The 25092-nt window shown below is 60.7% G+C and carries 24 protein-coding genes and 1 other RNA gene; 7 read left to right on the forward strand and 18 right to left on the reverse strand.

Annotated features, from left to right (window positions below):
* The first annotated feature begins 159 nt into the window (after positions 1-159).
* Both ligA and ffs read left to right on the forward strand, forming a co-directional pair.
* Positions 160-2517 (forward strand): NAD-dependent DNA ligase LigA, encoded by a 2358-nt coding sequence (gene ligA / locus FBY12_RS12775; RefSeq protein WP_145253057.1) that lies wholly within the window; start codon positions 160-162, stop codon positions 2515-2517.
* A 178-nt stretch (positions 2518-2695) separates the two neighbouring features.
* Positions 2696-2792, forward strand: an RNA gene (gene ffs, locus FBY12_RS12780) — signal recognition particle sRNA small type.
* 215 nt (positions 2793-3007) lie between these two features.
* On the opposite strand, the gene FBY12_RS12785 is transcribed toward ffs, so the two are convergent.
* Positions 3008-3757, reverse strand: coding sequence for an ABC transporter substrate-binding protein (locus tag FBY12_RS12785; RefSeq protein WP_145253058.1), 750 nt, complete (start codon positions 3755-3757; stop codon positions 3008-3010).
* 142 nt (positions 3758-3899) lie between these two features.
* On the opposite strand from FBY12_RS12785, the gene dnaX reads away from it, so the two are divergent.
* From dnaX to FBY12_RS12810, 5 genes are all read left to right on the forward strand, one after another.
* Complete coding sequence (gene dnaX / locus FBY12_RS12790) at positions 3900-5978, forward strand: DNA polymerase III subunit gamma/tau (RefSeq protein WP_145253059.1); 2079 nt, start codon at positions 3900-3902, stop codon at positions 5976-5978.
* Positions 5979-6044: 66 nt separating this feature from the next.
* Complete coding sequence (locus FBY12_RS12795; RefSeq protein ID WP_092270859.1) at positions 6045-6383, forward strand: YbaB/EbfC family nucleoid-associated protein; 339 nt, start codon at positions 6045-6047, stop codon at positions 6381-6383.
* Positions 6384-6609: 226 nt separating this feature from the next.
* On the forward strand, positions 6610-7644 hold the full coding sequence (locus FBY12_RS12800) for an NADP-dependent oxidoreductase (protein WP_145253060.1): 1035 nt from the start codon (positions 6610-6612) through the stop codon (positions 7642-7644).
* A 65-nt stretch (positions 7645-7709) separates the two neighbouring features.
* Entirely contained in the window at positions 7710-8312 is a 603-nt protein-coding gene (gene recR / locus FBY12_RS12805; RefSeq protein ID WP_092270852.1) for a recombination mediator RecR, read from the forward strand.
* Positions 8313-8493: 181 nt separating this feature from the next.
* Complete coding sequence (locus FBY12_RS12810) at positions 8494-9642, forward strand: acyl-CoA dehydrogenase family protein (RefSeq protein WP_145253061.1); 1149 nt, start codon at positions 8494-8496, stop codon at positions 9640-9642.
* Positions 9643-9763: 121 nt separating this feature from the next.
* On the opposite strand, the gene FBY12_RS12815 is transcribed toward FBY12_RS12810, so the two are convergent.
* The 17 genes from FBY12_RS12815 to ccoO (FBY12_RS12900) all read right to left on the reverse strand — a co-directional run bounded on the left by FBY12_RS12815 (position 9764) and on the right by ccoO (FBY12_RS12900) (position 25088).
* Positions 9764-10312, reverse strand: coding sequence for an adenine phosphoribosyltransferase (locus tag FBY12_RS12815; protein WP_092270846.1), 549 nt, complete (start codon positions 10310-10312; stop codon positions 9764-9766).
* A gap of 91 nt (positions 10313-10403) precedes the next feature.
* The gene (fnr, locus tag FBY12_RS12820) at positions 10404-11135 is read right to left on the reverse strand and encodes a fumarate/nitrate reduction transcriptional regulator Fnr (RefSeq protein WP_092270843.1); all 732 of its coding nucleotides are present in this window, start codon (positions 11133-11135) and stop codon (positions 10404-10406) included.
* Between the two features lie 246 nt (positions 11136-11381).
* Complete coding sequence (gene hemN, locus FBY12_RS12825) at positions 11382-12764, reverse strand: oxygen-independent coproporphyrinogen III oxidase (RefSeq protein WP_145253062.1); 1383 nt, start codon at positions 12762-12764, stop codon at positions 11382-11384.
* A gap of 268 nt (positions 12765-13032) precedes the next feature.
* Positions 13033-13716 carry a sulfite exporter TauE/SafE family protein gene (locus FBY12_RS12835; RefSeq protein WP_101209697.1) on the reverse strand — a complete coding sequence of 228 codons (684 nt, stop codon included), beginning with the start codon at positions 13714-13716 and terminating at the stop codon, positions 13033-13035.
* On the reverse strand, positions 13709-13927 hold the full coding sequence (gene ccoS, locus FBY12_RS12840) for a cbb3-type cytochrome oxidase assembly protein CcoS (protein ID WP_047531427.1): 219 nt from the start codon (positions 13925-13927) through the stop codon (positions 13709-13711). The genes FBY12_RS12835 and ccoS overlap by 8 nt, the downstream gene beginning before the upstream one ends.
* 24 nt (positions 13928-13951) lie before the next feature.
* Positions 13952-16402, reverse strand: coding sequence for a heavy metal translocating P-type ATPase (locus FBY12_RS12845; RefSeq protein WP_145253063.1), 2451 nt, complete (start codon positions 16400-16402; stop codon positions 13952-13954).
* Between the two features lie 189 nt (positions 16403-16591).
* Positions 16592-17131 carry a FixH family protein gene (locus FBY12_RS12850; RefSeq protein ID WP_121734341.1) on the reverse strand — a complete coding sequence of 180 codons (540 nt, stop codon included), beginning with the start codon at positions 17129-17131 and terminating at the stop codon, positions 16592-16594.
* A gap of 11 nt (positions 17132-17142) precedes the next feature.
* Complete coding sequence (ccoG, locus tag FBY12_RS12855) at positions 17143-18558, reverse strand: cytochrome c oxidase accessory protein CcoG (protein WP_145253064.1); 1416 nt, start codon at positions 18556-18558, stop codon at positions 17143-17145.
* A 205-nt stretch (positions 18559-18763) separates the two neighbouring features.
* A complete protein-coding gene (locus FBY12_RS12860) occupies positions 18764-19174 on the reverse strand; it encodes a type II toxin-antitoxin system VapC family toxin (RefSeq protein ID WP_145253065.1) in 411 nt (136 codons plus the stop codon).
* On the reverse strand, positions 19174-19428 hold the full coding sequence (locus FBY12_RS12865; protein ID WP_178111764.1) for a type II toxin-antitoxin system Phd/YefM family antitoxin: 255 nt from the start codon (positions 19426-19428) through the stop codon (positions 19174-19176). Before FBY12_RS12865 ends, FBY12_RS12860 begins: the two co-directional genes overlap by 1 nt.
* 176 nt (positions 19429-19604) lie before the next feature.
* Positions 19605-20588: a cytochrome-c oxidase, cbb3-type subunit III gene (gene ccoP, locus FBY12_RS12870; protein ID WP_145253067.1), complete on the reverse strand. Its 984-nt coding sequence runs from the start codon at positions 20586-20588 to the stop codon at positions 19605-19607.
* Complete coding sequence (locus FBY12_RS12875; RefSeq protein ID WP_003175465.1) at positions 20585-20770, reverse strand: CcoQ/FixQ family Cbb3-type cytochrome c oxidase assembly chaperone; 186 nt, start codon at positions 20768-20770, stop codon at positions 20585-20587. The genes ccoP (FBY12_RS12870) and FBY12_RS12875 overlap by 4 nt, the downstream gene beginning before the upstream one ends.
* A 5-nt stretch (positions 20771-20775) precedes the next feature.
* The gene (ccoO, locus tag FBY12_RS12880) at positions 20776-21384 is read right to left on the reverse strand and encodes a cytochrome-c oxidase, cbb3-type subunit II (RefSeq protein WP_018925301.1); all 609 of its coding nucleotides are present in this window, start codon (positions 21382-21384) and stop codon (positions 20776-20778) included.
* Entirely contained in the window at positions 21384-22826 is a 1443-nt protein-coding gene (gene ccoN, locus FBY12_RS12885) for a cytochrome-c oxidase, cbb3-type subunit I (protein ID WP_121734338.1), read from the reverse strand. The genes ccoO (FBY12_RS12880) and ccoN overlap by 1 nt, the downstream gene beginning before the upstream one ends.
* A 481-nt stretch (positions 22827-23307) precedes the next feature.
* Positions 23308-24261: a cytochrome-c oxidase, cbb3-type subunit III gene (gene ccoP, locus FBY12_RS12890; RefSeq protein ID WP_121734337.1), complete on the reverse strand. Its 954-nt coding sequence runs from the start codon at positions 24259-24261 to the stop codon at positions 23308-23310.
* Entirely contained in the window at positions 24258-24476 is a 219-nt protein-coding gene (locus FBY12_RS12895; RefSeq protein ID WP_371927418.1) for a cbb3-type cytochrome oxidase subunit 3, read from the reverse strand. The genes ccoP (FBY12_RS12890) and FBY12_RS12895 overlap by 4 nt, the downstream gene beginning before the upstream one ends.
* Before the next feature lie 3 nt (positions 24477-24479).
* A complete protein-coding gene (gene ccoO / locus FBY12_RS12900) occupies positions 24480-25088 on the reverse strand; it encodes a cytochrome-c oxidase, cbb3-type subunit II (RefSeq protein ID WP_145253068.1) in 609 nt (202 codons plus the stop codon).
* Between the last annotated feature and the right edge of the window lie 4 nt (positions 25089-25092).

Here is a 25092-nt window from a genome sequence, read left to right on the forward strand (position 1 = left end):
AACGTGTGTGGATCGCGCCACGCCTCCCACACCCTGTAGGAGCAAAGCTTGCTCGCGATGGCGTCCTTGAGATCGCCATCGCGGGCAAGCCATGCTCCTACAATGATTTGTACAGATTGAGCAGCCTCGGCTGCTCTTTTGCTTTATGAGAGAACACCCATGACCGCCGCCAAAACCCGCATTCTAGAGCTGCGCGCTGAGCTGGATCAGCACAACTATCGCTATCACGTGATGGACGAGCCGAGCATTCCGGACGCCGAATACGACCGCTTGTTCCACGAGCTCAAAGCCCTCGAAGCCGCCAATCCCGAACTGATCACCAGCGACTCGCCGACCCAGCGCGTTGGCAGCGCAGCCTTGTCGGCGTTCACTCAAGTGCGCCACGAAGTGCCGATGCTCAGCCTCGGCAACGCCTTCGAAGAAACCGACATGCGCGAGTTCGACCGCCGCGTGACCGAAGGCCTCGACCTGCCCACCGGTGATCTGCTCGACGCTGGGGCGGCGGTGGAATACAGCTGCGAACCGAAACTCGATGGCCTGGCGGTCAGCCTGTTGTATCAGGACGGCGTATTGGTGCGCGGCGCCACGCGCGGCGATGGCACCACCGGCGAAGACATCAGCGTCAACGTGCGCACCGTGCGCAATATTCCGCTGAAGCTGCACGGCACTGGCTGGCCGGCAACCCTCGAAGTGCGCGGCGAAGTGTTTATGTCCAAAGCCGGTTTCGAACGGCTCAACGCCTCGCAATTGGAAGTCGGCGGCAAGACCTTCGCCAACCCGCGTAACGCCGCCGCCGGCAGCTTGCGCCAACTCGATTCGAAGATCACCGCCAACCGTCCGCTGGAATTCTGCTGCTACGGTATCGGGCAGATTTCCGCCGATATCGCCGACACGCACATCGGCAATCTCAAGCAGTTGCAGAAGTGGGGCATGCCGATCAGCCATGAACTGAAGCTGGCGCACGGCATCGACGAATGCCTGGACTACTACCGCGACATCGGCGAGCGCCGCAACGCGCTCGGTTATGAAATCGATGGCGTGGTGTTCAAGGTCAACAGCATCGCGTCGCAGCGCGAGTTGGGTTTCCGCGCCCGCGAACCGCGCTGGGCGATCGCCCATAAATTCCCGGCGATGGAAGAACTCACCGAGCTGCTCGACGTCGAGTTTCAGGTCGGGCGCACTGGCGCGGTGACGCCGGTGGCGCGACTGAAACCGGTTAAAGTAGCCGGCGTCACCGTGGCCAACGCGACGCTGCACAACATGGACGAAGTCGCGCGCCTGGGCTTGATGATCGGCGATACCGTGATCATTCGCCGTGCCGGTGACGTGATTCCGCAAGTGGTGCAAGTGGTCACCGAGCGCCGTCCGGAAAATGCCCGCGCGGTGCATATCCCGGAACAATGCCCGGTGTGCGGCTCGCACGTCGAGCGCACGCAACTGGTCAAACGCAGCAAAGGTCGCGAGACCGTCAGCGAAGGCGCGGTGTACCGCTGCGTCGGGCGCCTGGCGTGTGGCGCGCAACTGAAACAAGCGATTATTCACTTCGTCTCGCGCCGCGCGATGGACATCGAAGGCCTCGGCGACAAGAGCGTTGAGCAGTTGGTCGACGAAGGTCTGGTCAGTTCGCCGGCCGATCTGTACGCGCTGAAATTTGACGACATTGTCGACCTCGAAGGTTTTGCCGAGCTGTCGAGCAAGAAGCTGCTCGCCGCCATCGAAGACAGCAAGCGGCCAAGCTTGGCGCGGTTCGTCTATGCGCTGGGCATTCCGGATGTCGGCGAAGAGACGGCCAAGGTGCTGGCGCGCTCTCTCGGCTCGCTGGAGCGCGTTCGACAAGCGTTGCCGCAAGTGCTGACGTACTTGCCGGATGTTGGCCTGGAAGTGGCGCACGAGATTCACAGCTTTTTCGAAGATGCGCATAACCAGCAGGTGATTACTGAACTGCTCACGCACGGTTTGCAGATTCAGGATCAGGGCGAGTTAGGCGCCGAGTTCTCCGCGAGCACCACGCTCGGCGGTTTCCTCGACAAGCTGCACATTCCTTCGGTCGGGCCGGGCGGGGCGCAGAAACTGGCGGACAAGTTTGGTTCGCTGCAAGGTGTGTTCGACGCTGATTGGCTGGACATGCGTCAGGCGTTGCCGGAGAAACAGGCGAATTCGGTGCGCGATTTCTTCGCGGTGGAAGGGAATCGGCAGATCGCTGAAGCGGCGGAAAAACAGCTGCGTGATTTCGGCATGCACTGGAAGAGCGAAAAGAAAGTCGTCGAAGGTTTGCCGCTCGCCGGGCAGACCTGGGTGTTGACCGGTTCGCTGGAATTGATGAGCCGCGACGTCGCCAAGGACAAGCTCGAAAGCCTCGGCGCCAAGGTTGCTGGCTCGGTGTCGGCGAAGACCCATTGCGTGGTCGCCGGCCCGGGCGCTGGCTCGAAACTGGCCAAGGCCAATGAGCTCGGCTTGAAAGTGCTGGATGAAGAAGCGTTTGTGGTGTTCCTGAAAGACCACGGCATCGAGGTCTGACCCGAAACCCGGCTATGATCGTCCCCATGCTCCCGGTCAAGTCGCCCGGCGTTTTTAAAGGCCTGCGCATGTCCTTGACCTGATTCATTTTTTTTATCTGGATCGAACGGTTGTAAGTTCGTCTCAGATAGGTACAATGGCGCCGTTCGCCGTCAGGTGAACGTCGTTATGGTGACCCCATCGGTCCCCCCGCAACGATTACCCGTGAACCTGGTCAGATCCGGAAGGAAGCAGCCACAGCGGGAACATTGTGTGCCGGGGTGTGGCTGATGGGGTTGCCTCCATAACGCCGCACGGTTGCTCTATCGTGCTTATCAATCCGGAATATTTTTGCTGCTCTGCCATGGATCAACTCCAGGGCGGTGTTTTTTTGTGTGCGCGTTTTTCCCTGTAGGAGCGAGTCTGCTCGCGATAGCGGTGTGTCAGCCGACATCAATGTCGAATGTTATTGCGCTATCGCGAGCAGGCTCACTCCTACATGGGGATTGCGTTATGGCTCGCGGGGCTCGGCGCCGATGTAGAGCCCGATGATGGCGTCAATTTCCCCCGACATCTTCATCCGCAGCAAGGTGCGCAAAATGCGCTGCACCGGCACTTTCGGGTCGTTGCGCACGTAGCAGCCGACATTCTGTTCCTGCAGCAGCGCCACCGCTTGCAGTTGTCGTTCCGGCAACAGGCGCTGGTTGAACCAGTCGAGCGTCCATTGATTGCTGACCGCGTAGCGATAGCGGCCAGCCAAGAGTTTTTCCAGCACTTGCTCCTGGCTGCGCGCGTCTTCGCGTTGCAACTGGCCGCTGTCGAACAGCGGTTGCAGCGTCGGATAGATGTAACCGAGCACCGTACCGACCGATTGTTTTTGCAGGTTCGCGGGCACCACCGCAATCGGCGGGCCTTGGCGGCTGATCAGCAGGTCGCGCTGCACAAACAGCGGAATGCTCCAGATGTAATCGCCGGACTGGTTTGGCTGCCACGATTGCGCGGCATAGCAGCGCACATCGACCTCGCCGTGCTCCATGACGCTCTGCACCCGCGCGCGCGGCACTACGTGAAACTCTGCCGGCGCGCCGACCTGAGTCGACAGGCTGAGCATCACGTCATACAAAATGCCTTGCGTTGGGCGGCCGTGTTCCAGTTGCACCAGCGGCATCGCCCAACTGTCGGCCATCACGTAGCGCACCGGCGTATCGGCGGCGGCAACGTTCAGGCAGATCCACAACAACGCCCCCAGGGCCAACCGCATAAACGCTCCGGAACTGATAAACCCGAGCCGCAAATGGCCCCCAAAGTGCAGCTTAGCCAGATTAGACGAGCGCGCCGGATGCAATTTCGGGCCTGCTCCGCTAGCATTAGCCGCTTCTGCTTCCCAGTGGCGACGGTTTTCGATGAGTTATCAGGTTCTTGCACGTAAATGGCGTCCGCGCTCGTTCCGCGAAATGGTCGGCCAGACCCATGTGCTCAAGGCTCTGATCAATGCCTTGGACAGCCAGCGGCTGCACCACGCTTACCTGTTTACCGGTACGCGCGGGGTCGGCAAGACCACCATCGCGCGAATCATTGCCAAATGTTTAAACTGTGAAACAGGCATCACTTCGACGCCGTGTGGCGAGTGTTCGGTGTGCCGCGAGATCGATGAAGGGCGCTTCGTCGACCTGATCGAGATCGACGCCGCGAGCCGGACCAAGGTCGAGGACACGCGTGAACTGCTCGACAACGTGCAATACGCGCCAAGCCGTGGGCGCTTCAAGGTCTACCTGATCGACGAAGTGCACATGCTTTCCAGCCATTCCTTCAATGCGCTGCTGAAAACCCTCGAAGAGCCGCCGCCCTACGTCAAGTTCATCCTCGCGACCACTGACCCGCAGAAACTTCCGGCAACGATTCTCTCGCGGTGCCTGCAGTTCTCGCTGAAGAACATGACCCCGGAGCGAGTCGTCGAGCATTTGACCCACGTGCTGGGCGTCGAGCAGGTGCCGTTCGAGGACGACGCGCTGTGGCTGCTCGGCCGCGCCGCTGACGGTTCGATGCGTGATGCGATGAGCCTGACCGATCAGGCGATTGCCTTCGGCGAGGGCAAAGTCTTGGCCGCCGACGTGCGGGCGATGCTCGGCACGCTTGATCATGGCCAAGTGTTTGATGTCCTGCATTCATTGATCGAGGGCGACGCCAAAGCGTTGCTCGAAGCCGTCCGTCACCTGGCCGAACAAGGCCCGGACTGGAACGGTGTGCTGTCCGAGATTCTCAATGTGTTGCACCGCGTTGCGATTGCCCAGGCGTTGCCCGAAGGCGTCGACAACGGTCATGGCGACCGAGATCGTGTGCTCGCACTGGCGCAGGCCTTGCCGGCCGAAGACGTGCAGTTTTATTACCAGATGGGCCTGATCGGGCGCCGCGACTTGCCGCTGGCGCCGGACCCGCGTGGTGGCTTCGAAATGGTCCTGCTGCGCATGTTGGCGTTCAGGCCGGCGGATACGGCGGATGCGCCGAGGCAACCGCTAAAGCCAGTGGGGATCAGCCAGGCCACAGTTGATTCCGCAAATTCAGTGGCTGCCGCGCCGGTTGTTGCGCCGGTAGCCGCTACGGCAGTTGCACCAGCGCCTGCGCTTGAAACCAGGCCTGCGCCTGAGACGGTCGCAGCGCCGCAGCCAGTTGCGCCAGCCGTTGCGCCCGAGCCCGTGGCAGAAGCGGTCGCCCCCGAAGCCGTGGTCGATTTGCCATGGAATGATCCGGTCGAACCTGAAATCGTCCAGCAGCCGGCCGCCGAGCCGATGCTGGAAACGGCCAGCGAACAACCCGAATTGCCGCCAATGCCGCTGCCGACCCCGGACAGCGTAGTGCCGGACGCGCCGGAATGGGCCGCTGCGCCGATCCCCGAGCCGTCGGTGGCCGACGTCGATGCCGCCACACCCGGCGTTGACCTGGATGACGAGCCGCCGCTGGACGAGGATTACATCGAGCCGGACATCGACTCGGCTTACAGCTATCTCGACGAACTGGCCAGCGAACACACCGCCGAACCGGCGCCGGAACCCGAGCCGGAACCGGCTGCGATGCCGGCGACCGGTCTGGCCCTGCAATGGTTGGAATTGTTTCCGAAATTGCCGATCTCCGGCATGACTGGCAGCATCGCCGCCAACTGCACGCTGATCTCGGTTGAAGGCGATCACTGGTTGCTGCACCTCGATCCGGCGCACAGTGCGCTGTTCAACGCGACCCAGCAGCGGCGCTTGAACGACGCGTTGAACCAGTTTCACGGGCGCACGCTGACCCTGAGCATGGAGCTGATCAAGCCTGAGCAGGAAACCCCGGCCCAGGCTGCATCTCGGCGCCGGGTCAATCGCCAGCGCGAGGCCGAAGAGTCGATCCACGGTGATCCGTTCATCCAGCAAATGATGCAGCAGTTCGGCGCGGTGATCCGCAACGATACTATTGAACCTGTCGAAGCCCTGACCAGTCAGGGCTAATAACTGAAGGCGTCTGGCCGCACACGTCGGGCGCTGTTTTTATCCAAGTACTTTGAGGTGATTACCATGATGAAAGGTGGCATGGCCGGCCTGATGAAGCAGGCGCAGCAGATGCAGGAAAAAATGGCCAAGATGCAGGAAGAACTGGCCAACGCCGAAGTCACCGGTAAGGCCGGCGGCGATATGGTCACCGTGCTGATGACCGGTCGTCACGACGTCAAGCGCGTGACCATCGACCCAAGCATGGTCGAAGGCCTGAGCGAAGACGACCGCGAGATGCTCGAAGCGGTATTCGCCGCCGCCGTCAACGACGCCGTGCGCAAGATCGAAGCCAACAGCCAGGACAAAATGTCCGGCGTGACCGCTGGCATGCAGCTGCCGCCGGGAATGAAAATGCCATTCTGATTCGCCAACGCGTATTGGATGGGCTACAAAAAAATGCCAGGCATCGCGCCTGGCATTTTTGTTTCTGCCGCACTCTGACCGTAAGAGCAGCACCGCGAAACCTGTAGGAGCAAGGCTTGCCCGCGAAGAAGTCGACTCGGTCAGGCCGAATAAACATCGAACGCCGCACCGCGACAAGGGTCTGCTCCCTATACCTGCCAAATTCATCGATCAAGGAGACGCTCACATGCCGCAAGCATTGACCCTCAACCAACGTATCGTCCTGGTGTCCCGCCCGGTGGGCGCGCCGACCCCGGAGAATTTTCGCTTGGAGCGCGTCGCGCTGCCGGATCTGGCCGAAGGCGAAGTGTTGCTCAAGACCCTTTACCTGTCGCTCGACCCCTACATGCGCGGGCGCATGAGTGACGCGCCGTCCTACGCCGCGCCGGTGGAAATCGACGAAGTGATGACCGGCGGCGCTGTCAGCCGCGTCGAGCAATCGCGCAATCCGAAGTTTCACGAAGGTGATCTCGTGGTCGGCGCCACCGGTTGGCAGAGCCACAGCATCAGCGACGGCCGCAACATCATTCCAATCCCGTCCGGGCTGCCGAGCCCGTCGATGGCGCTGGGCGTATTGGGCATGCCGGGCATGACCGCTTACATGGGCCTGATGGACATCGGTCAACCGCAATCCGGCGAAACGCTGGTGGTCGCCGCCGCTTCCGGAGCCGTCGGTTCGGTGGTCGGCCAGGTGGCGAAGATCAAAGGACTGCGCGTGGTTGGCGTGGCTGGCGGCGCCGACAAATGCCGTTATGTGGTCGAGGAATTGGGCTTCGACGCCTGCATTGACCACAAGAGCGACAACTTCGCCGATGAACTGGCAACGGCCTGCCCGCAAGGCGTCGACATCTATTTCGAAAACGTCGGCGGCAAGGTCTTCGATGCCATCGTGCCGTTGCTGAATGCCAAGGCGCGGGTGCCGCTGTGTGGCCTGATCGCCGGTTACAACGCGCACGAAACGCCGAGCGGCCCGGATCGTCTGCCGCAACTGCAGCGCACCTTGCTGACCAAACGCGCACGCATTCAGGGCTTTATCGTGTTCGACGACTATGGCGATCGTCAGCCGGAATTCGTCAGCGCCATGGCGCCGTGGGTGCGCGACGGCAAGGTCAAGTTCCGCGAAGACATCGTCGATGGCCTGGAGCAGGCGCCCGAAGCCTTCATCGGTCTGCTGGAAGGACGCAACTTCGGCAAACTGGTGGTGCGGGTCGCCCAGGACTGAGCATTTGACGCTGGCCAGAGGCGCGGGTATAAACCGCGTCTCGTTGTTTTGTCGGACTTTTCCCCATGAGCTTCAGCCCTCTGATTCGCCAACTGATCGATGCCCTGCGAACGCTGCCGGGCGTTGGCCAGAAAACCGCCCAGCGCATGGCGTTGCAACTGCTCGAGCGCGATCGCAGCGGCGGTTCGCGACTGGCCCAGGCTTTGAGCCAAGCGATGGAAGGGGTCGGCCACTGCCGTTTGTGCCGCACGCTGACCGAAGACGACCTCTGCCCGCAATGCGCCGACAACCGTCGCGACGACACCTTGCTGTGCGTGGTTGAAGGGCCGATGGACGTCTACGCCGTCGAGCAGACCGGTTTCCGCGGTCGTTACTTTGTGCTCAAGGGCCATTTGTCGCCGCTCGACGGGCTCGGGCCGGAAGCCATCGGCATCCCGCAATTGCTCGCGCGGATTGCCGAGGCGGGGACGTTTACCGAAGTGATTCTGGCGACCAACCCGACAGTCGAAGGTGAAGCGACCGCGCATTACATCGCCCAGTTGTTGAATAACAAAGGCTTGATCGCCTCGCGTATCGCCCATGGCGTGCCGTTGGGCGGGGAGCTGGAATTGGTCGATGGCGGGACGTTGGCGCATTCGTTTGCGGGGCGTAAGCCGATCGCTTTGTAGCGTCTGGGCGGGCCTCTTCGCGGGCAAGCCTTGCTCCTACAGGTAGCGCGGTGTATCCGCTTTTGTAGGAGCGAGGCTTGCCCGCGAAGGCCACACCTCGGTCCCTATGATTCACACAATCCTGTTGAAAACCAAGCAAGCGCTCGGTTAACGTCGCTGAACCCTTCAGTGGAGTTCGCCGATGCCTGCCTTTCAGGAATACTTCGATCCCAGCCACCAATTGGTTCGCGACAGCGTCAGGCGTTTCGTCGAGCGCGAGATTCTGCCGGACATTGATCAGTGGGAAGAGGCCGAAAGCTTTCCCCGCGAGCTCTACCTCAAGGCCGGTGCGGCGGGGATTCTCGGTATCGGTTATCCCGAAGCGCTGGGCGGCAGTCATGAAGGTGACGTGTTCGCCAAAATCGCGGCCAGCGAAGAACTGCTGCGCTGCGGGTCCGGTGGTCTGGTTGCCGGGCTCGGTTCGCTGGACATCGGGCTGCCGCCGATCCTCAAATGGGCGCGGCCCGAGGTGCGCGACCGGGTGGTGCCGCAAGTGCTGTCCGGCGAGAAGATCAGCGCGCTGGCGATCACCGAGCCCAGCGGCGGCTCCGACGTGGCCAATCTGCAAACCCGCGCCGTGCGCGATGGCGACGTCTATCGGGTCAATGGCAGCAAAACCTTTATCACCAGCGGTATCCGCGCGGACTTCTACACAGTCGCGGTGCGCACTGGCGCGCCGGGTTTCGGCGGCATCAGTTTGCTGATGATCGAGAAGGGTACCCCCGGTTTCACGGTCGGGCGGCAATTGAAGAAAATGGGCTGGTGGGCGTCGGACACCGCCGAATTGTTCTTCGATAACTGCCCGGTGCCGGCAGGCAACCTGATCGGCGCCGAGAACATGGGCTTCGCCTGCATCATGGGCAACTTCCAGAGCGAGCGCCTGGCGCTGGCGCTGATGGCCAACATGACCGCGCAACTGGCGTTGGAACAGAGCCTGAAGTGGGCGCGCGAGCGTGAAGCGTTCGGTAAGCCGATCGGCAAGTTTCAGGTGCTCAAGCATCGCTTGGCGGAAATGGCCACAGCGCTGGAAGTGTCACGCGAATTCACCTATCGCCAGGCTGCAAAAATGGCGGCGGGGCAGAGCGTGATCAAGGAGATTTCCATGGCGAAGAATTTTGCTACCGACACGGCGGATCGCATCACTAACGATGCGGTGCAAATTCTCGGTGGCATGGGTTACATGCGCGAAAGCCTGGTGGAGCGGCTGTATCGGGATAACCGGATTCTGTCGATTGGCGGCGGGACGCGGGAAGTGATGAACGAAATCATCAGCAAGCAGATGGGGCTTTGATTCGGCGGTGCAGCGGCTGACGCCATCGCGAGCAAGCTCGCTCCCACATGAGGTTTATGGCGTTCACAAAACCCTTGTGGGAGCACGGCTTGCCCGCGATGGCGTCCTCACAGGCGCCGCTTTATTGCTCGCTCAACGCAAACTGCGTCAGGCAAAACGTCGGAATGCCCATGTCTTCCAATCGCTGCGACCCACCCAGCTCCGGCAAATCGATAATTGCCGCCGCTTCGTGGATCCGCGCGCCCATCCGCCGAATCAGGTTGGCTGCTGCGATCAGCGTGCCGCCGGTGGCGATCAAGTCATCAAACATCACCACCGAATCGCCTTCGCACAGGCTGTCGGCGTGCACTTCCAGAAAAGCCTCGCCGTACTCGGTGGCGTAACCCTCGGCCAACACGTCCGCTGGCAGTTTGCCCTGCTTGCGGAACAGCACCAGCGGCTTGTTCAACTGATACGCCAGCACCGAACCGATCAAAAAGCCACGCGCGTCCATCGCACCAATGTGCGTGAAGTCGGCTTCGACGTAACGGTGAGCGAAGCTGTCCATCACCAGGCGCAGGGCCGTTGGCGATTGAAACAGTGGGGTGATGTCACGAAAGATTACGCCCGGCTTGGGGAAATCGATCACGGGGCGGATCAGGGATTTGATGTCGAAGGAGTCGAAGACCATCGTCGAGTTGTCCTGGCAGGGCTGCAAACGTCGCAGTATAACGGCGGCTGAACCGTTTCGCTCAGCCGCAATTGCACTACTCGGCGCGCATTCAGTCCAGAGAGCCGCCGGCCAGGGCGCACAGCTGGATCGGGTCGAGGATATGAATTTCCTTGCCCTCGGCGGCGATCAGCTGGTTTTGCTGGAATCGGGTAAACACCCGCGACACGGTTTCCACCGCCAGGCCCAGATAGTTGCCGATTTCGTTGCGCGACATGCTCAAGCGGAACTGGTTGGCCGAGAACCCGCGCGCGCGGAAGCGTGCAGACAGGTTGACGAGGAACGTGGCGATGCGCTCGTCGGCGGTTTTCTTCGACAGCAGCAACATCATTTGCTGGTCGTCACGAATCTCGCGGCTCATCACGCGCATCAACTGACGGCGCAATTGCGGCAATTGCAGCGCCAGTTCGTCGAGGCGTTCAAACGGGATTTCGCAAACCGAAGTGGTTTCCAGCGCTTGCGCCGACACCGGATGCTTCTCCGTGTCCATACCCGACAAGCCGACCAGCTCGCTCGGCAGGTGGAAACCGGTGAGCTGTTCTTCGCCGCCATCGCTGAGGCTGAAAGTCTTCAGGGCGCCGGAGCGAACTGCATAAACGGAATCGAATGTGTCGCCCTGGCGAAACAGGAACTCGCCTTTTTTCAACGGGCGACCGCGTTTAACGATCTCGTCCAGCGCTTCCATGTCTTCCAGATTCAAAGAAAGTGGCAGGCAGAGAGGGGCCAGGCTGCAATCCTTGCAATGGGCCTGGCTGTGAGCGCGCAGTTTGACTGGCTCGGACATTTCTTCAATCCTTGTGGGAAAACACACATAAGCCGTAAGGGTAACTCACAGGAGGACATTCAGGCCAGTGCACGGCGATTTTGTCGTAGGACGATAGAGCCTGCAGTGCGGCGGCCGATATCCGAAATGCAGGCTGTGATGAAAGATAAACGGCTGAGCCCGGAACAAATCAAAGCCAAACTCGGCGTGCTCAACGCGGCGTCGCTGGCTATGAAGTTCAGACAGCACGCCTGCTGAGATAGCCGTCTAGATCACGCGGGAAAACCGCTGGCGGTTTTGCTGTTCCAGGTACGCGTCAAACACCATGCACACCGAACGCACCAGCAAGCGCCCGGCCGGCAATACGCTGATGCGTTCGCCGTCGAGTTCGATCAGGCCGTCGTTGGCCATTTCCTGCAATTGCGGCCAGAGTTCACTGAAATAGCCACGAAAGTCGATGTTGAAGGCTTGTTCGATGCTGGCGAATTCAAGGCTGAAGCCGCAGATCAATTGCTGAATCACCGCCCGGCGCAAACGGTCATCGGCGTTGCACAGCAAGCCGCGATTAGTCGCCAGTTGTGCCGAGGCGAGGGTGTTCTGGTAGAGGTTGAGGTCGCTGGTGTTCTGGCAGTAGAGGTCGCCGATCTGGCTAATCGCCGAAACGCCGAGGCCGACCAGATCGCAATGCCCATGGGTGGTGTAACCCTGAAAGTTGCGTTGCAGGGTTGATTCTTCCTGGGCAATCGCCAGTTCATCGTCGGGCAGGGCGAAGTGGTCCATGCCGATGTAGCGATAGCCGGCCTGGGTCAGTTGCTCGATGGTGGTCTGGAGCATTTCGAGTTTCTGCGCCGGGCTCGGCAGGTCGGCGCTGTTGATTCGCCGCTGCGGCATGAAGCGTTCCGGCAGGTGCGCATAGTTGAACACCGAGAGTCGGTCCGGTTGCAGGTTGATGACTTCTTCAACAGTGCGGGCAAAGTTTTCCGGGGTCTGGCGCGGCAAACCGTAGATCAGGTCGATGTTGATCGAGCGAAACTGCAAGGTCCGCGCGGCGTCGATCACGGCGCGGGTTTCTTCCAGGCTTTGCAGGCGATTGACCGCGCGTTGCACTGCCGGGTCGAGGTCTTGCAGGCCGATGCTGACCCGGTTGAAACCCAGTTCACGCAGCAGGCCCATGGTCGACCAGTCGGCCTCGCGCGGGTCGATTTCGATGCCGTAGTCGCCGGAATCGTCATCGAGCAAATTGAAATGCTTGCGCAGGTGCGCCATCAACTGACGCAATTCGTCGTGGCTGAGGAAGGTCGGGGTGCCACCGCCAAAATGCAGTTGCTCGACTTTTTGCGCGGGGTCGAGGTGGCAGGCGATCAACTGGATTTCCTGCTCCAGCCGCTGCAGGTAGGGGAGTGCGCGACCGCGATCCTTGGTGATGACTTTGTTGCAGGCGCAGTAGTAGCAAATGTTCGCGCAGAACGGCACGTGCACATACAGCGACAGTGGCCGCAATGCTTTACGGCTGTCGCGCAGGGCATGAAACAGGTCGAATGTGCCAACCTGGCTGGTGAATTGAACGGCGGTCGGGTAGGAGGTATAGCGCGGTCCCGACAGGTCGTAACGGCGGATCAGATCAGTGTCCCAACGAATGGCGTCGAGCATGCGGGCATTCCCCCGGATAGGCTTGCAGTGGCAGCGAGTCTATGGGGTGCGACGTTGCGGCATCTTGATTTGCATCAACGCTGTCATTGCCAACAATCGCCAACTATCCCTTGTAGCAGCTGCCGAGCCTGCGAGGCTGCGTTCGGCGGCGAAGCCGTCGTGAAATCAGGCAGTGCGGTGTATCAGGACGATGTGGGACTCAGGGTTTACGACGGCTGCGCCGCCGAACGCAGCCTCGCAGGCTCGGCAGCTGCTACAGGGCTGAGAGTCAGTGACCCATCAACCAATGCTGATGCGGGCCGGGCAATGTCCAGATGCCGAAGATGATCACCAGCAATCCGCCCGTCATGCGCACGCTGCGTTTGCGCAGCAGCGCCGTCACCCGTTCTGCTGCCAGCCCGGTGGCCAATAAAACCGGCCAGGTGCCGAGCCCGAACGCCAACATCAGCAACGCACTGTCGAGCGCATTACCCTGGCTCGCCGCCCACAACAACGTGCTGTAAACCAGCCCGCACGGCAACCAGCCCCAGAGCGCGCCCAGCAGCAACGCGCGGGGCAGGCTCGACACCGGCAGCAGTTTGTTCGCAACCGGCTGAATATGCCGCCACAAGCCGCGACCGAGGCTTTCGATGCGGGTCAGGCCGCTCCACCAACCGGCCAAATACAAACCCATGGCGATCAACAGCAGCCCGGCAAGCACGCGCATGAACATCGCTGCCGGGCTGTTGGCCACGGCCCAACCGGCCAGACCGATCAGCAGGCCGGCGGTGGCGTAGCTGAGAATCCGCCCGAGGTTGTAGGCCAGCAGCAAACGGAAGCGGCGGCTGCGTTGTTCCTTGGGAATCGCCAAGGTCAACGCGCCCATCAAACCGCCGCACATGCCCAGGCAATGGCCGCCGCCGAGCAGGCCGAGGATCACCGCAGACACCAGCAATGGCGCCAGTTCAAGCATGGGGTGGCGCCTTGTCGTCGGGTTTTGCCGGGTGGCCGCTGGCCTCGTCGACGGCGGCGGTGTGGTTCGGGTCCTGGTCGTCGAACAGGATGCTATGGGCCGGACCGTCGAGGTCATCGTACTGGCCGCTGTCGACCGCCCAGAAGAAAATGTACACGGCGATGGCCACGATCAGCAGCGCGGCCGGGATCATCACGTAAAGAGCTGGCATCGGTAGACTCCATGCCCGCGCGGCTCAGGCCGGCAGCGGACGGGTTTCAGGCGTGGCGCCGGCGCCGGGCGCGCTCGGCATCCGAGTCAGGCGCAGGGCATTGAGCACCACGGTCAACGAACTGATCGACATGCCGACCGCGGCCCACACCGGAGTGATCCAGCCGAGGGCGGCGAACGGCAACATGAGGCCATTGTACAACCCGGCCCACAACAGGTTTTCGATGATTACCCGACGTGTGCGCCGCGCCAGGCTGAAGGCTTGCACCAAAGCTTCCAGACGATTGGACAGCAGCACCGCGTCGGCGCTGGTTTTCGCCAGATCGGTGGCCGAGCCCATCGCCACGCTGATGTCGGCGGCGGCCAGCACTGGCACATCATTGACGCCGTCGCCGAGCATCAACACCTTGCGACCTTCTTTATGCAGTTGCTGCAGCACCTGCAACTTGTCGTCAGGACGCAAGCCGCCACGGGCCTCGTCGATGCCCAATTCGGCGGCTACGCTGGCGACCATCGGCGAACTGTCGCCGGACAGCAGCAACGTGCGCCAGCCACGCGCCTTGCACGCGGCCAGCAGCGCCGGGGCGTCGGCGCGCAAACGGTCGTCGAGGACAAACCACGCCAGCGGCCCGAAGCTGTCGCCGAGCAGCAGCCATTGCCCCGCTTCATTCGGCATCAGCGGCACCGTGGCGCCACTCAGTTCACAGACAAAAACCGGTTGGCCGATACGTAAACGTTGCTCGCCGACCCGACCTTCAAGGCCCAGCCCCGGCGTGCTTAGCACCTCTTCGGCGGCCAGCGGCGCACGGCCGAATGCACGTGCGATCGGGTGTTCGGAACGGTTTTCCAGCGCGGCGGCGAGGCTCAGGCACTCATCGCTGCCGAGTGGCCCGAGCGGGCGAATCGAGCGCAACGCCAAGCGACCTTCGGTGAGCGTGCCGGTCTTGTCGAAAATCACCGTGTCGATCTGGTTCAGGCCTTCCAGCACATGGCCGCGAGTCAGCAGCAAACCGAGTTTGTGCAACGTGCCGGTGGCGGCGGTCAGCGCGGTCGGCGTCGCCAGGGACAAGGCGCACGGGCAGGTCGCTACCAGCATCGCCAGGACAATCCAGAACGCGCGCGACGAATCCAGCTCCCACCAGAGCAGACCTATGACCGCAGCAGCGATCAGCGACAAAAGCAAAAACCATTGCGCGGCGCGGTCGGCGATTTCCGCCAGGCGCGGTTTTTCCGCCTGCGCGCGGTCGAGCAGGCGGACGATGGCGGACAGTCGGGTGTCGTGGCCCAGCGCGAGGACTTGCACGGTCAACGCGCCTTCGACGTTCAAGGTGCCAGCGGTAACCGCATCGCCCAAGGTTCGCGGTTGCGGCAGGTATTCGCCGGTGAGCAGCGATTCGTCGATGCTCGACTGGCCGTCGAGGATCTTGCCATCGGCCGGAAGGATCGCGCCGGGGTGCACCAGCACTTTGTCGCCGAGGCGCAATTCGCTGAGCAGGATGCGTTCGCTTTGGCCGTCGGCAGTCAAGCGCAGGCACGACGCTGGCAACAAATTGACCAGTTGCGCAGTGGCGGCGGCGGTGCGTTCGCGGGCGCGGCGTTCCAGATAACGCCCGGCCAGCAGAAACAACGCGAACATGCCGACTGCATCGAAATACAACTCGCCAACCCCGGTGATCGAGGTCCAGATCCCGGCGAGGTAAGCGCTGCCAATCGCCAGCGACACCGAGACGTCCATGGTCAGGTGGCGGGTGCGCAGGTCGCGCATGGCGCCTTTGAAGAACGGCGCGCAGCTGTAGAACACAATCGGCGTGGTCAAGAACAGCGCGACCCAGCGCAGGATCGTGTGCAACTCGGGGCTGAGGTCGATGTTGAATTCCGGCCAGGTGGCCATGGTTGCCATCATTGCCTGGAACCACAGCAAACCGGCGACGCCGAGCTGGCGCAGGGCCAGGCGATTTTCGCTGGCCAGTTGTTCACTGGCGCGATCGGCTTGATAAGGATGCGCGGCGTAGCCGATGTGGCGCAGTTCGCTCAGCACTTGGCTCAGCGGCAATTGCGCGTCGGCCCAGCGCACATGGAGGCGATGATTCGACAGATTGAGCCGCGCCTCGGCCACGGCCGGTAACGTGCGCAGGTGTTTCTCGATCAGCCAGCCGCACGCCGCGCAACTGATGCCTTCCATGAGCAGGGTGGTTTCGGCGAGTTCGCCTTCGTGGCGGACGAAGGGTTTTTGCACGTCGGCGCGGTCGTACAGCGCCAGTTCGTCGACCAGTTGCACCGGCAGCGACTCAGGGTTGGCCGAGGCTTCGCTGCGATGCTGGTAATAACTGTCCAACCCGCCCGCGACAATCGCTTCGGCCACAGCCTGACAACCCGGGCAGCAGAACTCGCGGGTCGCACCGAGGACGACAGCGGTGAAGCGGCTGCCAGCCGGTGAGGGCAGGGCGCAGTGGTAGCAGGGGGTTGGGGTGGTCATGTCTGTCGCCATGGAAACGATTGTCGCTGATTCAACTCGGACCCTGTGGCGAGGGGGCTTGCCCCCGTTGGACCGTGAAACGGTCCCAAACCCTGAGTCCACGATTTTCCGTCGATCGAGTGCACAGGTCTGGTGGCTGCTGCGCAGCCAAACGCGGGCAAGCCCGCTCGCCACAAGGGGTCGCAGTAATTACTTTTTCAAATCTTCCGCACCTTGCAGCGGCTCATCGCCCAGCAGCAGGTCTTTGCCATGGCTGATCTGTTCTTCTTCGAACATGCGCCAGGTCTTGTCGTCTTGCACACCGAGCAGTTCGACAAACCGCCGGCCTTCAACCGGGTCGCTCATCTGGCCGATGTAGCGGCCCTGTTCGGAATCGCTGCGGGTCAGGGTGATCTTGCGATCCTTCTCAGGCTGGGTCGGCGAGATCAGGTTCAGCTCCAGTGTCTGCGGCTGGCTGTTGCCTTTGAGGCGCAAATCGACCTCACCGGTCACCTCGTCCAGTTGTACGTTGGCGCGCAGCAACAGGGTTTGCGCGAGCAATTCGCGGTCCAGCGAGCGGTTGATGCCTTTGCCGGCCTCGTAGTAGTTATCGTTGACCAGATTGTCCGGGTTGTTCACCGCGATGGTCACCATCGACAGGGTCAGCGTCACCGAACAGGCGAGAATCGCGATGATGATCCACGGCCAAAGATGTTTGTACCAAGGGCTTGCGCCAATTGCTGCGGGCATGATCACTTCTCTCAACGAATTTGTGGGCCGATGAATCGGCTCTTGGCTTCTACGTGAATGCTGTCGTCATCGGCGTCCTTGAGGATGAATTTCACCTCGTTGGTACTCGATGGCAATTGCTCCGGCGCGCTCGACAGCTCGACCGGCTGGCTGAAAATTTCCCCGGCGGCGACTTTGATCTCGCGTTTGCCTTGCAGCTTGAGGTCAGGCAGGCCGCTGGCTTCGAGCAAGTAGGTGTGGTCGCGCTGGTCCTTGTTCATGATTTTCAGGCTGTAGACGTTTTCGATTCGGCCTTCGGCGTTCTCTCGGTACAACACACGGTCCTTGCTGACGTCGAAACCGACCAGCGAACGCATGAAGAATGCCGCCATCAGCAAGCCGATCATGGTCAGCAGCACCAGTGCATAGCCGATCAGGCGCGGCCGCAGTTTATTGGTTTTCTGCCCGGACAGGTTGTGTTCGGTGGTGTAGCTGATCAGGCCGCGCGGGTAATCCATCTTGTCCATGATGGTGTCGCAGGCATCGATACACGCGGCGCAGCCGATGCACTCGACTTGCAGGCCATCGCGAATGTCGATGCCGGTCGGGCAGACTTGCACGCACATCGTGCAATCAATGCAATCGCCGAGGCCGAGCGCTTTGTAATCCACACCTTTTTTACGCGGGCCACGGGATTCGCCACGGCGCGGATCGTAGGAAACGATCAGTGTGTCCTTGTCGAACATTACGCTCTGGAACCGCGCATACGGGCACATGTAGATGCACACTTGCTCGCGCAACCAACCGGCGTTGCCGTACGTGGCGAGGGTGAAAAAACTGACCCAGAAGTACGACCAGCCATCGGCCTGGCCGGTGAAGAAATCGATGCTCAGCTCGCGGATTGGCGAGAAGTAACCGACAAAAGTCATGCCGGTGGCGAAGCCGATCAACAGCCACAACGTGTGTTTGCCGAATTTGCGCACGAACTTGTTGGCGCTCATCGGCGCCTTGTCGAGTTTGATGCGCTGGTTGCGATCGCCTTCGGTGACCTTCTCGCACCACATGAAGATCCAGGTCCAGACGCTTTGCGGGCAGGTATAACCGCACCAGACGCGCCCGGCGTACACAGTAATGAAGAACAGACCGAAGGCGCTGACGATCAGAATACCGGAGAGCAGGATGAAATCCTGGGGCCAGAAGGTCGCGCCGAAAATGAAGAACTTACGCTCTGGCAAATTCCACCAGACGGCCTGGTGACCGCCCCAGTTCAGCCAAACCGTGCCGAAATACAACAGGAACAATCCGGCGCCGCCGATCATCCGCAAGTTGCGGAACAGGCCAGTAAAAGCGCGGGTGTAGATCTTTTCTCGAGAGGCGTAGAGGTCGACGCTGTTATTCGCGTTTTTGCCAGGCGGAGTAACGTCGTGTACCGGAATCTGATTGCTCATCATTGCATCCCACGGCAGTGGAAAAATGCCTCGGTCAGTACATGCCGACCGCGGTCAGAAAGGGTGTTGCAGTGGCGCAATGATACGCCTGTAGCTCTGGCGCAAGGGTGCGACCTTTGGTCGCGTTGGGGGAATTCAATTGATGGTGTAATGACTTGAATCAATTGACTTATGAATTATGGACGGTTTTGTGGCTGTAGCGAACTCAGGCGTCCCACGGATTGATCAGCGCCACGCCGCTTGCCTTGAAATCATTGATGTTGCGGGTAACCACTGTGAGGCCGTGCACCAAAGCGGTTGCTGCGATAAGGGCGTCGCTTTCGCTGGCTTGATCAGGCACATGCAAACCGGCACAACGCAAAGCCACGGCGGCATCGACCGGCAGGATTCGGGCATCGAAAGTCGGTATCACGTGCCGTTTCAGCCAAGTGCGCAACACCTTTCCCTGAATGGGGTCACGGCGCTCCATTCGCACCACCCCGGTTTCCAGTTCTTTCAAAGTAATGGCAGAGATAAACAGGCGGGGCGCGATGACACTCCTGGCCCAGGCGACGACATTGGCGTCAGCCTGAGGTTTACGCAGTTCGGAAATTACATTGGTGTCGAGTAGGTACATCAGGAGAGGTCCACAGGCCGGTGAATGATCACGGCTCGCTCGGTTTCGAAGTCGATGTCTGCCGCTTCTGGCATCACTAGCAAATCGACGATATCGGCATTCAGGCCGGTCAGTTTTTCGTACTGCTCAATGCTTAGCAGTACATGAGCCGGCTTGCCACGATCAGTGATGATAACGGGCCCCTGACGTGCGGCTTTTTTGGCACTGCTTGTGTCCTGATTGAATTCCCGGCTGGAAATCGTGGTGATGGCCATCATCGCTGCCCTCCTGAAATGACTTTGTAGAAACGTTACTACTCACACGTTGGGCTCGCAACCGCGCAATTGAATGGGGTGCTACCACTGGTCGCGAGAACCTGCTTGCGCCACAAACAAAACGGCCCCGCCAATTTTCATTGGCGGGGCCGATTTTTGTTGCTTCAGCGTTTGCCTTACTGGGCGTCTTGCGCCGGAGCCTTCTCGCCGTGCGACAGGCTGTAGACGTAAGCGGCCAACAAGTGAACCTTGTCGTTGCCTTGCAGCTGTTCTTGCGCAGGCATCTGACCCTGACGGCCGTAACGGATGGTCTGCTGCAGTTGAGCGAAGCTCGAACCGTAGATGAACGCTGCCGGGTGGGTCAGGTTAGGTGCGCCCATGGCTGGCGTGCCTTTGCCTTCCGGACCGTGGCACACCGCGCAGTTGGCGGCGAACAGTTTCTGGCCGTTGGCCGGATCTGCCTTGGTGCCTTCCGGCAGCTTGCGGCCGTCGAGGTTGGTCAGGACAAACCCGGCCACGTCGGCCACGCCTTGCTCGCCGATCACTTCAGCCCAGGCCGGCATCACGGCGTGACGACCGCCCATGATGGTGGTCTTGATGGTTTCCGCTTCACCGCCCCAGCGCCAGTCGGCGTCGGTCAGGTTGGGGAAGCCATAAGCGCCCTTGGCGTCGGAACCGTGGCAAACCGAGCAGTTGGAGGCGAACAGACGGCCACCCATCTTCAAGGCTTGCGGGTCTTTGGCGACTTCTTCAATGGGCATCGAAGCGAATTTGGCGAAGATCGGGCCGAACCGCGCGTCCGACTTGGCCATTTCCTTTTCCCACTCGTGAACGCCGGTCCAGCCAGTCTGGCCGTTGGCGAACGCGGTCTGCTTTTCGGTATCCAGATAGTTGTAGCCCGGCAGCAGGCCTTTCCAGTTACCCAGACCCGGGTACAGCACCAGATAGCCCAGCGCAAAAATGATGGTGCCGACGAACAGCATGAACCACCATTTCGGCAGTGGGTTGTCGTACTCCTCGATCCCGTCGAAGGAGTGGCCAACAGTCTCTTCGGTGGCTTCGCTGCGCTGGCCCTTGCGGGTCGACAGCAACAGCCAGGTCAGGGCGAAAATTGTGCCCAGACTGAGGACTGTGACGTACAGACTCCAGAACGTACTCATTCTTTGTTACTCCTAGAAGCTTGCTCGACGTGCTTGATGGCTTCGGGATCATCCGCGAAAGGCAGCAAGGTCGCGTCTTCAAACTCCGACTTGCGCTTGGGGCTGAACACCCACAACGCCAGACCGATAAAGGCCACCATCACAACAACGGTGCCCAGGCCGCGAATCATCCCGATATCCATCTAAATCACCGTTTGCTTTTGATGATGGTGCCCAGGCCTTGCAGATAGGCCACCAGCGCGTCCATTTCGGTTTTGCCCTTCACAGCATCCTTGGCACCGGCGATGTCTTCGTCGGTGTAAGGGACGCCGAGCGTGCGCAAGACTTCCATTTTCTTCGCGGTGTCTTTGCCGTCGAGCTTGTTTTCCACGAGGAACGGGTAGGCCGGCATTTTCGACTCAGGCACCACGTTGCGCGGGTTGTACAAGTGCGCACGCTGCCAGTCATCGGAGTAACGACCGCCGACACGGGCCAGGTCCGGGCCGGTACGCTTGGAACCCCACAGGAACGGGTGATCCCAGACGCTTTCACCGGCGACCGAGTAGTGACCGTAACGTTCGGTTTCAGCACGGAACGGGCGGATCATCTGCGAGTGGCAGCCGACACAACCGTTGGCGATGTAGATGTCGCGACCTTCCAGTTCAAGCGCGGTGCGAGGCTTCATGCCTTCGACCGGCTTGTTGGTGACGTCCTGGAAAAACAGCGGAACAATTTGTGTCAGGCCGCCGATGCTGACGGCGATGACCATGAAGAAGGCCAGCAGGCCAATATTCTTCTCGACTGCTTCATGCTTCATCAGTGAGCTCCAACTACAGCAATCTGAGCGGCGGCTTCGGCTTCAACCGGGTTCGAGGCACGTACGGTACGCCATACGTTGTAGGCCATGAACAGCATGCCGCTGGCAAAGAACGCACCGCCCAGGGCGCGAACGATGAAACCTGGATGGCTGGCTTGCAGCGCTTCCACGAACGAGTAGGTGAGGGTGCCGTCGTCGTTGATTGCACGCCACATCAGACCCTGGGTGATGCCGTTGACCCACATCGAAGCGATGTACAAAACGGTACCGATGGTCGCGAGCCAGAAGTGCGCGTTGATCAGGCCGATGCTGTGCATCTGCGCGCGACCGAACAGTTTCGGGATCATGTGGTAGATCGCGCCGATCGAGATCATCGCCACCCAGCCGAGCGCGCCGGCGTGTACGTGGCCGATGGTCCAGTCGGTGTAGTGCGACAGCGAGTTGACGGTCTTGATCGCCATCATCGGACCTTCGAAGGTCGACATGCCGTAAAACGCCAGCGAGACCACAAGGAAGCGCAGGATCGGGTCGGTGCGCAGCTTATGCCAGGCGCCCGAGAGGGTCATCATGCCGTTGATCATGCCGCCCCAGCTTGGCGCGAGCAGGATGATCGACATCGCCATGCCCAGCGACTGAGCCCAGTCCGGCAGAGCGGTGTAGTGCAAGTGGTGCGGACCGGCCCAGATGTACAGGGTGATCAGCGCCCAGAAGTGCACGATCGACAGACGATAGGAGTAGATCGGGCGTTCGGCCTGCTTCGGTACGAAGTAGTACATCATCCCGAGGAAACCGGTGGTCAGGAAGAAGCCCACCGCGTTGTGCCCGTACCACCACTGAATCATTGCGTCAGTCGCCCCGGCGTAAGCCGAGTAGGACTTGAAGAAACTTACCGGCAGGGAGGCGTGGTTAACGATGTGCAGCATCGCCGTCACGACAATGAAGGCACCGTAGAACCAGTTGCCAACGTAGATGTGTTTGGTTTTGCGCTTGGTGATGGTGCCAAAGAACACCAGACCGTAGGAAACCCAGACAATGGCCAGCAGAATAGCCAGTGGCCATTCCAGTTCCGCGTATTCCTTGGTGGTGGTGTAACCCAGCGGCAAGGTAATGATCGCGCCGACAATGACCGCTTGCCATCCCCAGAAGGTGAAGGCCGCGAGGCTGTCGGAAATCAGTCGCGTTTGGCAGGTTCGCTGCACGACGTAATAAGAGGTGGCAAACAATGCACATCCACCGAAGGCGAAAATCACCAGGTTGGTGTGCAACGGGCGTAGGCGTCCAAAGCTCGTCCACGGTAAACCGAAGTTCAATTCCGGCCATACCAGTTGCGAGGCGATGAAGACACCAAGCCCCATGCCAAGGATCCCCCAGACCACCGTCATGATGGCGAACTGGCGGACTACCTTATAGTTATAAGCAGTCGGACTGATTGCTGTGCTCATTCTAAGGTTCCACGGTTTGGGTGTTTTATTAGGATAAAAATCGGCCGCAAGTATGTAGAAAGCAGGGGGGCATTGCAACGCACCATGACCTGGGTCAATGCTTTCAAAAGCTGATTCTGCGGCCTTTCCATGCGCCGCGTAAGGACAAAATTGCCCCCGGACAAAATGCCGCAGCGGATGAAAAAGGTGAGGGCTTCAGGTCAGTTGTTACGGGGTGTGTTCAAACCCGACAAATTGCCAATCGAAGGCATTTCGCATGACAGCCGGTATCTACCAGCCTTTGCGGCCTGTCAACGAGCAGATTTGTCTGACACATCGGCTGATTTCGACCTTGAACCGGTACTTTGCCAGTCCACATCGATCAAGCGTAGACCCGAATCCGGGGAACCGAAAGGGCGACGGGGGGAGGGTGCGACAATGGGTCGCAAAGAAGCAGGGAACTGCCGCATCCGGAAGAATGCGGCAGCAGAGCGGTCGAGAATTATTCGCTTTTGCTTTCAGCCTGCAAGCGCTCGGTACTGACACCTTGCGACAAGCTGTACACGTAAGCCGCCAGCAGTTGCACTTTGTCGTTGCCGAGCAGTTCGCTCTGCGCCGGCATGTGGCCCTGACGACCATGACGAATGGTCTGCTGCAACTGCGCCAGGCTGGCGCCGTAGATGAAACCGGCCGGGTGCGTCAGGTTTGGCGCGCCCATCGCTTCAGTGCCTTGGCCGTTGGCGCCATGACACGCGACACAGGTGGTGCTGAACGCTTGCTGACCGGCGAGCAAGTCGGCAGTGCTGTCAGCCGGCAGCGGCAGGCCGGCCAGTTCGTGACGCACGTAAGCGGCGACGTTTTTCACCCCGGCCTCGCCGAGAATCTCGCCCCAGGCCGGCATTGCCGCCATCCGCCCGCCCATGATGGTGGTCTTGATGGTGTCGGCGTTACCGCCCCAGCGCCATTCGCTGTCCGCCAGGTTAGGGAAACCGAAGGCGCCCTTGGCATCCGAGCCGTGGCACACCGAGCAGTTGGAGGCGAACAGGCGACCGCCCATCTTCAACGCTTGCGGGTCCTTGGCCACTTCTTCCACGGGCATTGCCGCGAACTTGGCGAAGATCGGGCCGAATCGCGCGTCAGCCTTGTCCATTTCCTTTTCCCATTCGTGAACGCCGGTCCAGCCGTCCTCGTAGCCGGGCAGGATGCCTTTCCAGTTGCCCAGTCCCGGATAAAGCACCAGGTAACCGATGGCAAACACCAGCGTGCCGGCGAACAGCATGAACCACCACTGCGGCAACGGATTGTCGTACTCCTCGATGCCGTCGAAGCTGTGGCCCATGGTCTGGTCGACGCTGCCCTTGGTTTCGCCCTTGCGCGTGCCGACCAGCAGCCAGGTCAGGCCGATCAGGCTGCCGATGGTCAGTACGCAAATCCACGCACTCCAGAAGGTGGTCATGGGCGGGTGCTCCTTGTTTCAGGTTCTTGAGTGGCTTCACCGGACAGCGGTTCATCGGCGAACGGCAGCAAACGCGCTTCGGCGAATTCCGGGCTGCGCTTGCCGCTGAATACCCACAACGCCAGGCCGACGAAGGCCAAAAACACCACGACTGTGCCGAGGCCGCGGATCATTCCACTGCTCATCACGCTGGCTATTTCAAAGGGAATGGCCATGGCTCACCTCTTGCTCTTGATGGCAGTGCCGAGCACTTGCAGGTAGGCGACCAGCGCGTCCATTTCGGTTTTGCCCTTGAGCGAAGCGACGGCACCGCTGATGTCGTCGTCGCTGTACGGCACGCCGAGGGTGCGCATTGCCTTGATCTTGGTTTCGGTGTGGCTGCTGTCGAGCTGATTGGCCACCAGCCACGGGTAGGCCGGCATTTTCGATTCCGGCACGACGTTGCGCGGGTTGTACAAGTGCGCGCGGTGCCAGTCTTCCGAATAGCGACCGCCGACCCGCGCCAGGTCCGGCCCGGTGCGCTTGGAGCCCCACAGGAACGGGTGATCCCAGACGCTTTCTCCGGCCACCGAGTAGTGCCCGTAGCGTTCGGTTTCGGCGCGAAACGGGCGGATCATCTGCGAATGGCAGCCGACGCAGCCTTCGCGGATATAGATGTCGCGACCTTCCAGCTGCAGCGCGGTGTAGGGCTTCATGCCTTCGACCGATTTATTGGTCACGTCCTGGAAGAACAGCGGCACGATCTGTGTCAGGCCGCCGATGCTTACGGCAAAGATCATCAGCAACAGCAGCAGGCCGACGTTTTTCTCGATTGTTTCGTGTTTCATAGCG

Source organism: Pseudomonas sp. SJZ131 (genome assembly GCF_007828705.1).
GTDB classification, from domain to species: domain Bacteria; phylum Pseudomonadota; class Gammaproteobacteria; order Pseudomonadales; family Pseudomonadaceae; genus Aquipseudomonas; species Aquipseudomonas prosekii.

Bases quoted from the DNA above. Each gene is read 5' to 3' on its own strand.
- FBY12_RS12850 (WP_121734341.1), bottom strand. From the start codon at position 17,131: ATGCCCGCAGCAATTGGCGCAAGCCCTTGGTACAAACATCTTTGGCCG.
- ccoO (WP_145253068.1), bottom strand. From the start codon at position 25,088: ATGAAACACGAAACAATCGAGAAAAACGTCGGCCTGCTGCTGTTGCTG.
- FBY12_RS12845 (WP_145253063.1), bottom strand. From the start codon at position 16,402: ATGACCACCCCAACCCCCTGCTACCACTGCGCCCTGCCCTCACCGGCT.
- FBY12_RS12895 (WP_371927418.1), bottom strand. From the start codon at position 24,476: ATGGCCATTCCCTTTGAAATAGCCAGCGTGATGAGCAGTGGAATGATC.
- FBY12_RS12785 (WP_145253058.1), bottom strand. From the start codon at position 3,757: ATGCGGTTGGCCCTGGGGGCGTTGTTGTGGATCTGCCTGAACGTTGCC.
- ccoS (WP_047531427.1), bottom strand. From the start codon at position 13,927: ATGCCAGCTCTTTACGTGATGATCCCGGCCGCGCTGCTGATCGTGGCC.
- ccoP (WP_145253067.1), bottom strand. From the start codon at position 20,588: ATGAGTACGTTCTGGAGTCTGTACGTCACAGTCCTCAGTCTGGGCACA.
- ccoO (WP_018925301.1), bottom strand. From the start codon at position 21,384: ATGAAGCATGAAGCAGTCGAGAAGAATATTGGCCTGCTGGCCTTCTTC.
- dnaX (WP_145253059.1), top strand. From the start codon at position 3,900: ATGAGTTATCAGGTTCTTGCACGTAAATGGCGTCCGCGCTCGTTCCGC.
- FBY12_RS12815 (WP_092270846.1), bottom strand. From the start codon at position 10,312: ATGGTCTTCGACTCCTTCGACATCAAATCCCTGATCCGCCCCGTGATC.
- hemN (WP_145253062.1), bottom strand. From the start codon at position 12,764: ATGCTCGACGCCATTCGTTGGGACACTGATCTGATCCGCCGTTACGAC.
- recR (WP_092270852.1), top strand. From the start codon at position 7,710: ATGAGCTTCAGCCCTCTGATTCGCCAACTGATCGATGCCCTGCGAACG.
- FBY12_RS12865 (WP_178111764.1), bottom strand. From the start codon at position 19,428: ATGGCCATCACCACGATTTCCAGCCGGGAATTCAATCAGGACACAAGC.
- FBY12_RS12810 (WP_145253061.1), top strand. From the start codon at position 8,494: ATGCCTGCCTTTCAGGAATACTTCGATCCCAGCCACCAATTGGTTCGC.
- FBY12_RS12835 (WP_101209697.1), bottom strand. From the start codon at position 13,716: ATGCTTGAACTGGCGCCATTGCTGGTGTCTGCGGTGATCCTCGGCCTG.
- FBY12_RS12875 (WP_003175465.1), bottom strand. From the start codon at position 20,770: ATGGATATCGGGATGATTCGCGGCCTGGGCACCGTTGTTGTGATGGTG.
- FBY12_RS12860 (WP_145253065.1), bottom strand. From the start codon at position 19,174: ATGTACCTACTCGACACCAATGTAATTTCCGAACTGCGTAAACCTCAG.
- ligA (WP_145253057.1), top strand. From the start codon at position 160: ATGACCGCCGCCAAAACCCGCATTCTAGAGCTGCGCGCTGAGCTGGAT.
- FBY12_RS12800 (WP_145253060.1), top strand. From the start codon at position 6,610: ATGCCGCAAGCATTGACCCTCAACCAACGTATCGTCCTGGTGTCCCGC.
- ccoP (WP_121734337.1), bottom strand. From the start codon at position 24,261: ATGACCACCTTCTGGAGTGCGTGGATTTGCGTACTGACCATCGGCAGC.
- ccoN (WP_121734338.1), bottom strand. From the start codon at position 22,826: ATGAGCACAGCAATCAGTCCGACTGCTTATAACTATAAGGTAGTCCGC.
- ccoG (WP_145253064.1), bottom strand. From the start codon at position 18,558: ATGAGCAATCAGATTCCGGTACACGACGTTACTCCGCCTGGCAAAAAC.
- FBY12_RS12795 (WP_092270859.1), top strand. From the start codon at position 6,045: ATGATGAAAGGTGGCATGGCCGGCCTGATGAAGCAGGCGCAGCAGATG.
- fnr (WP_092270843.1), bottom strand. From the start codon at position 11,135: ATGTCCGAGCCAGTCAAACTGCGCGCTCACAGCCAGGCCCATTGCAAG.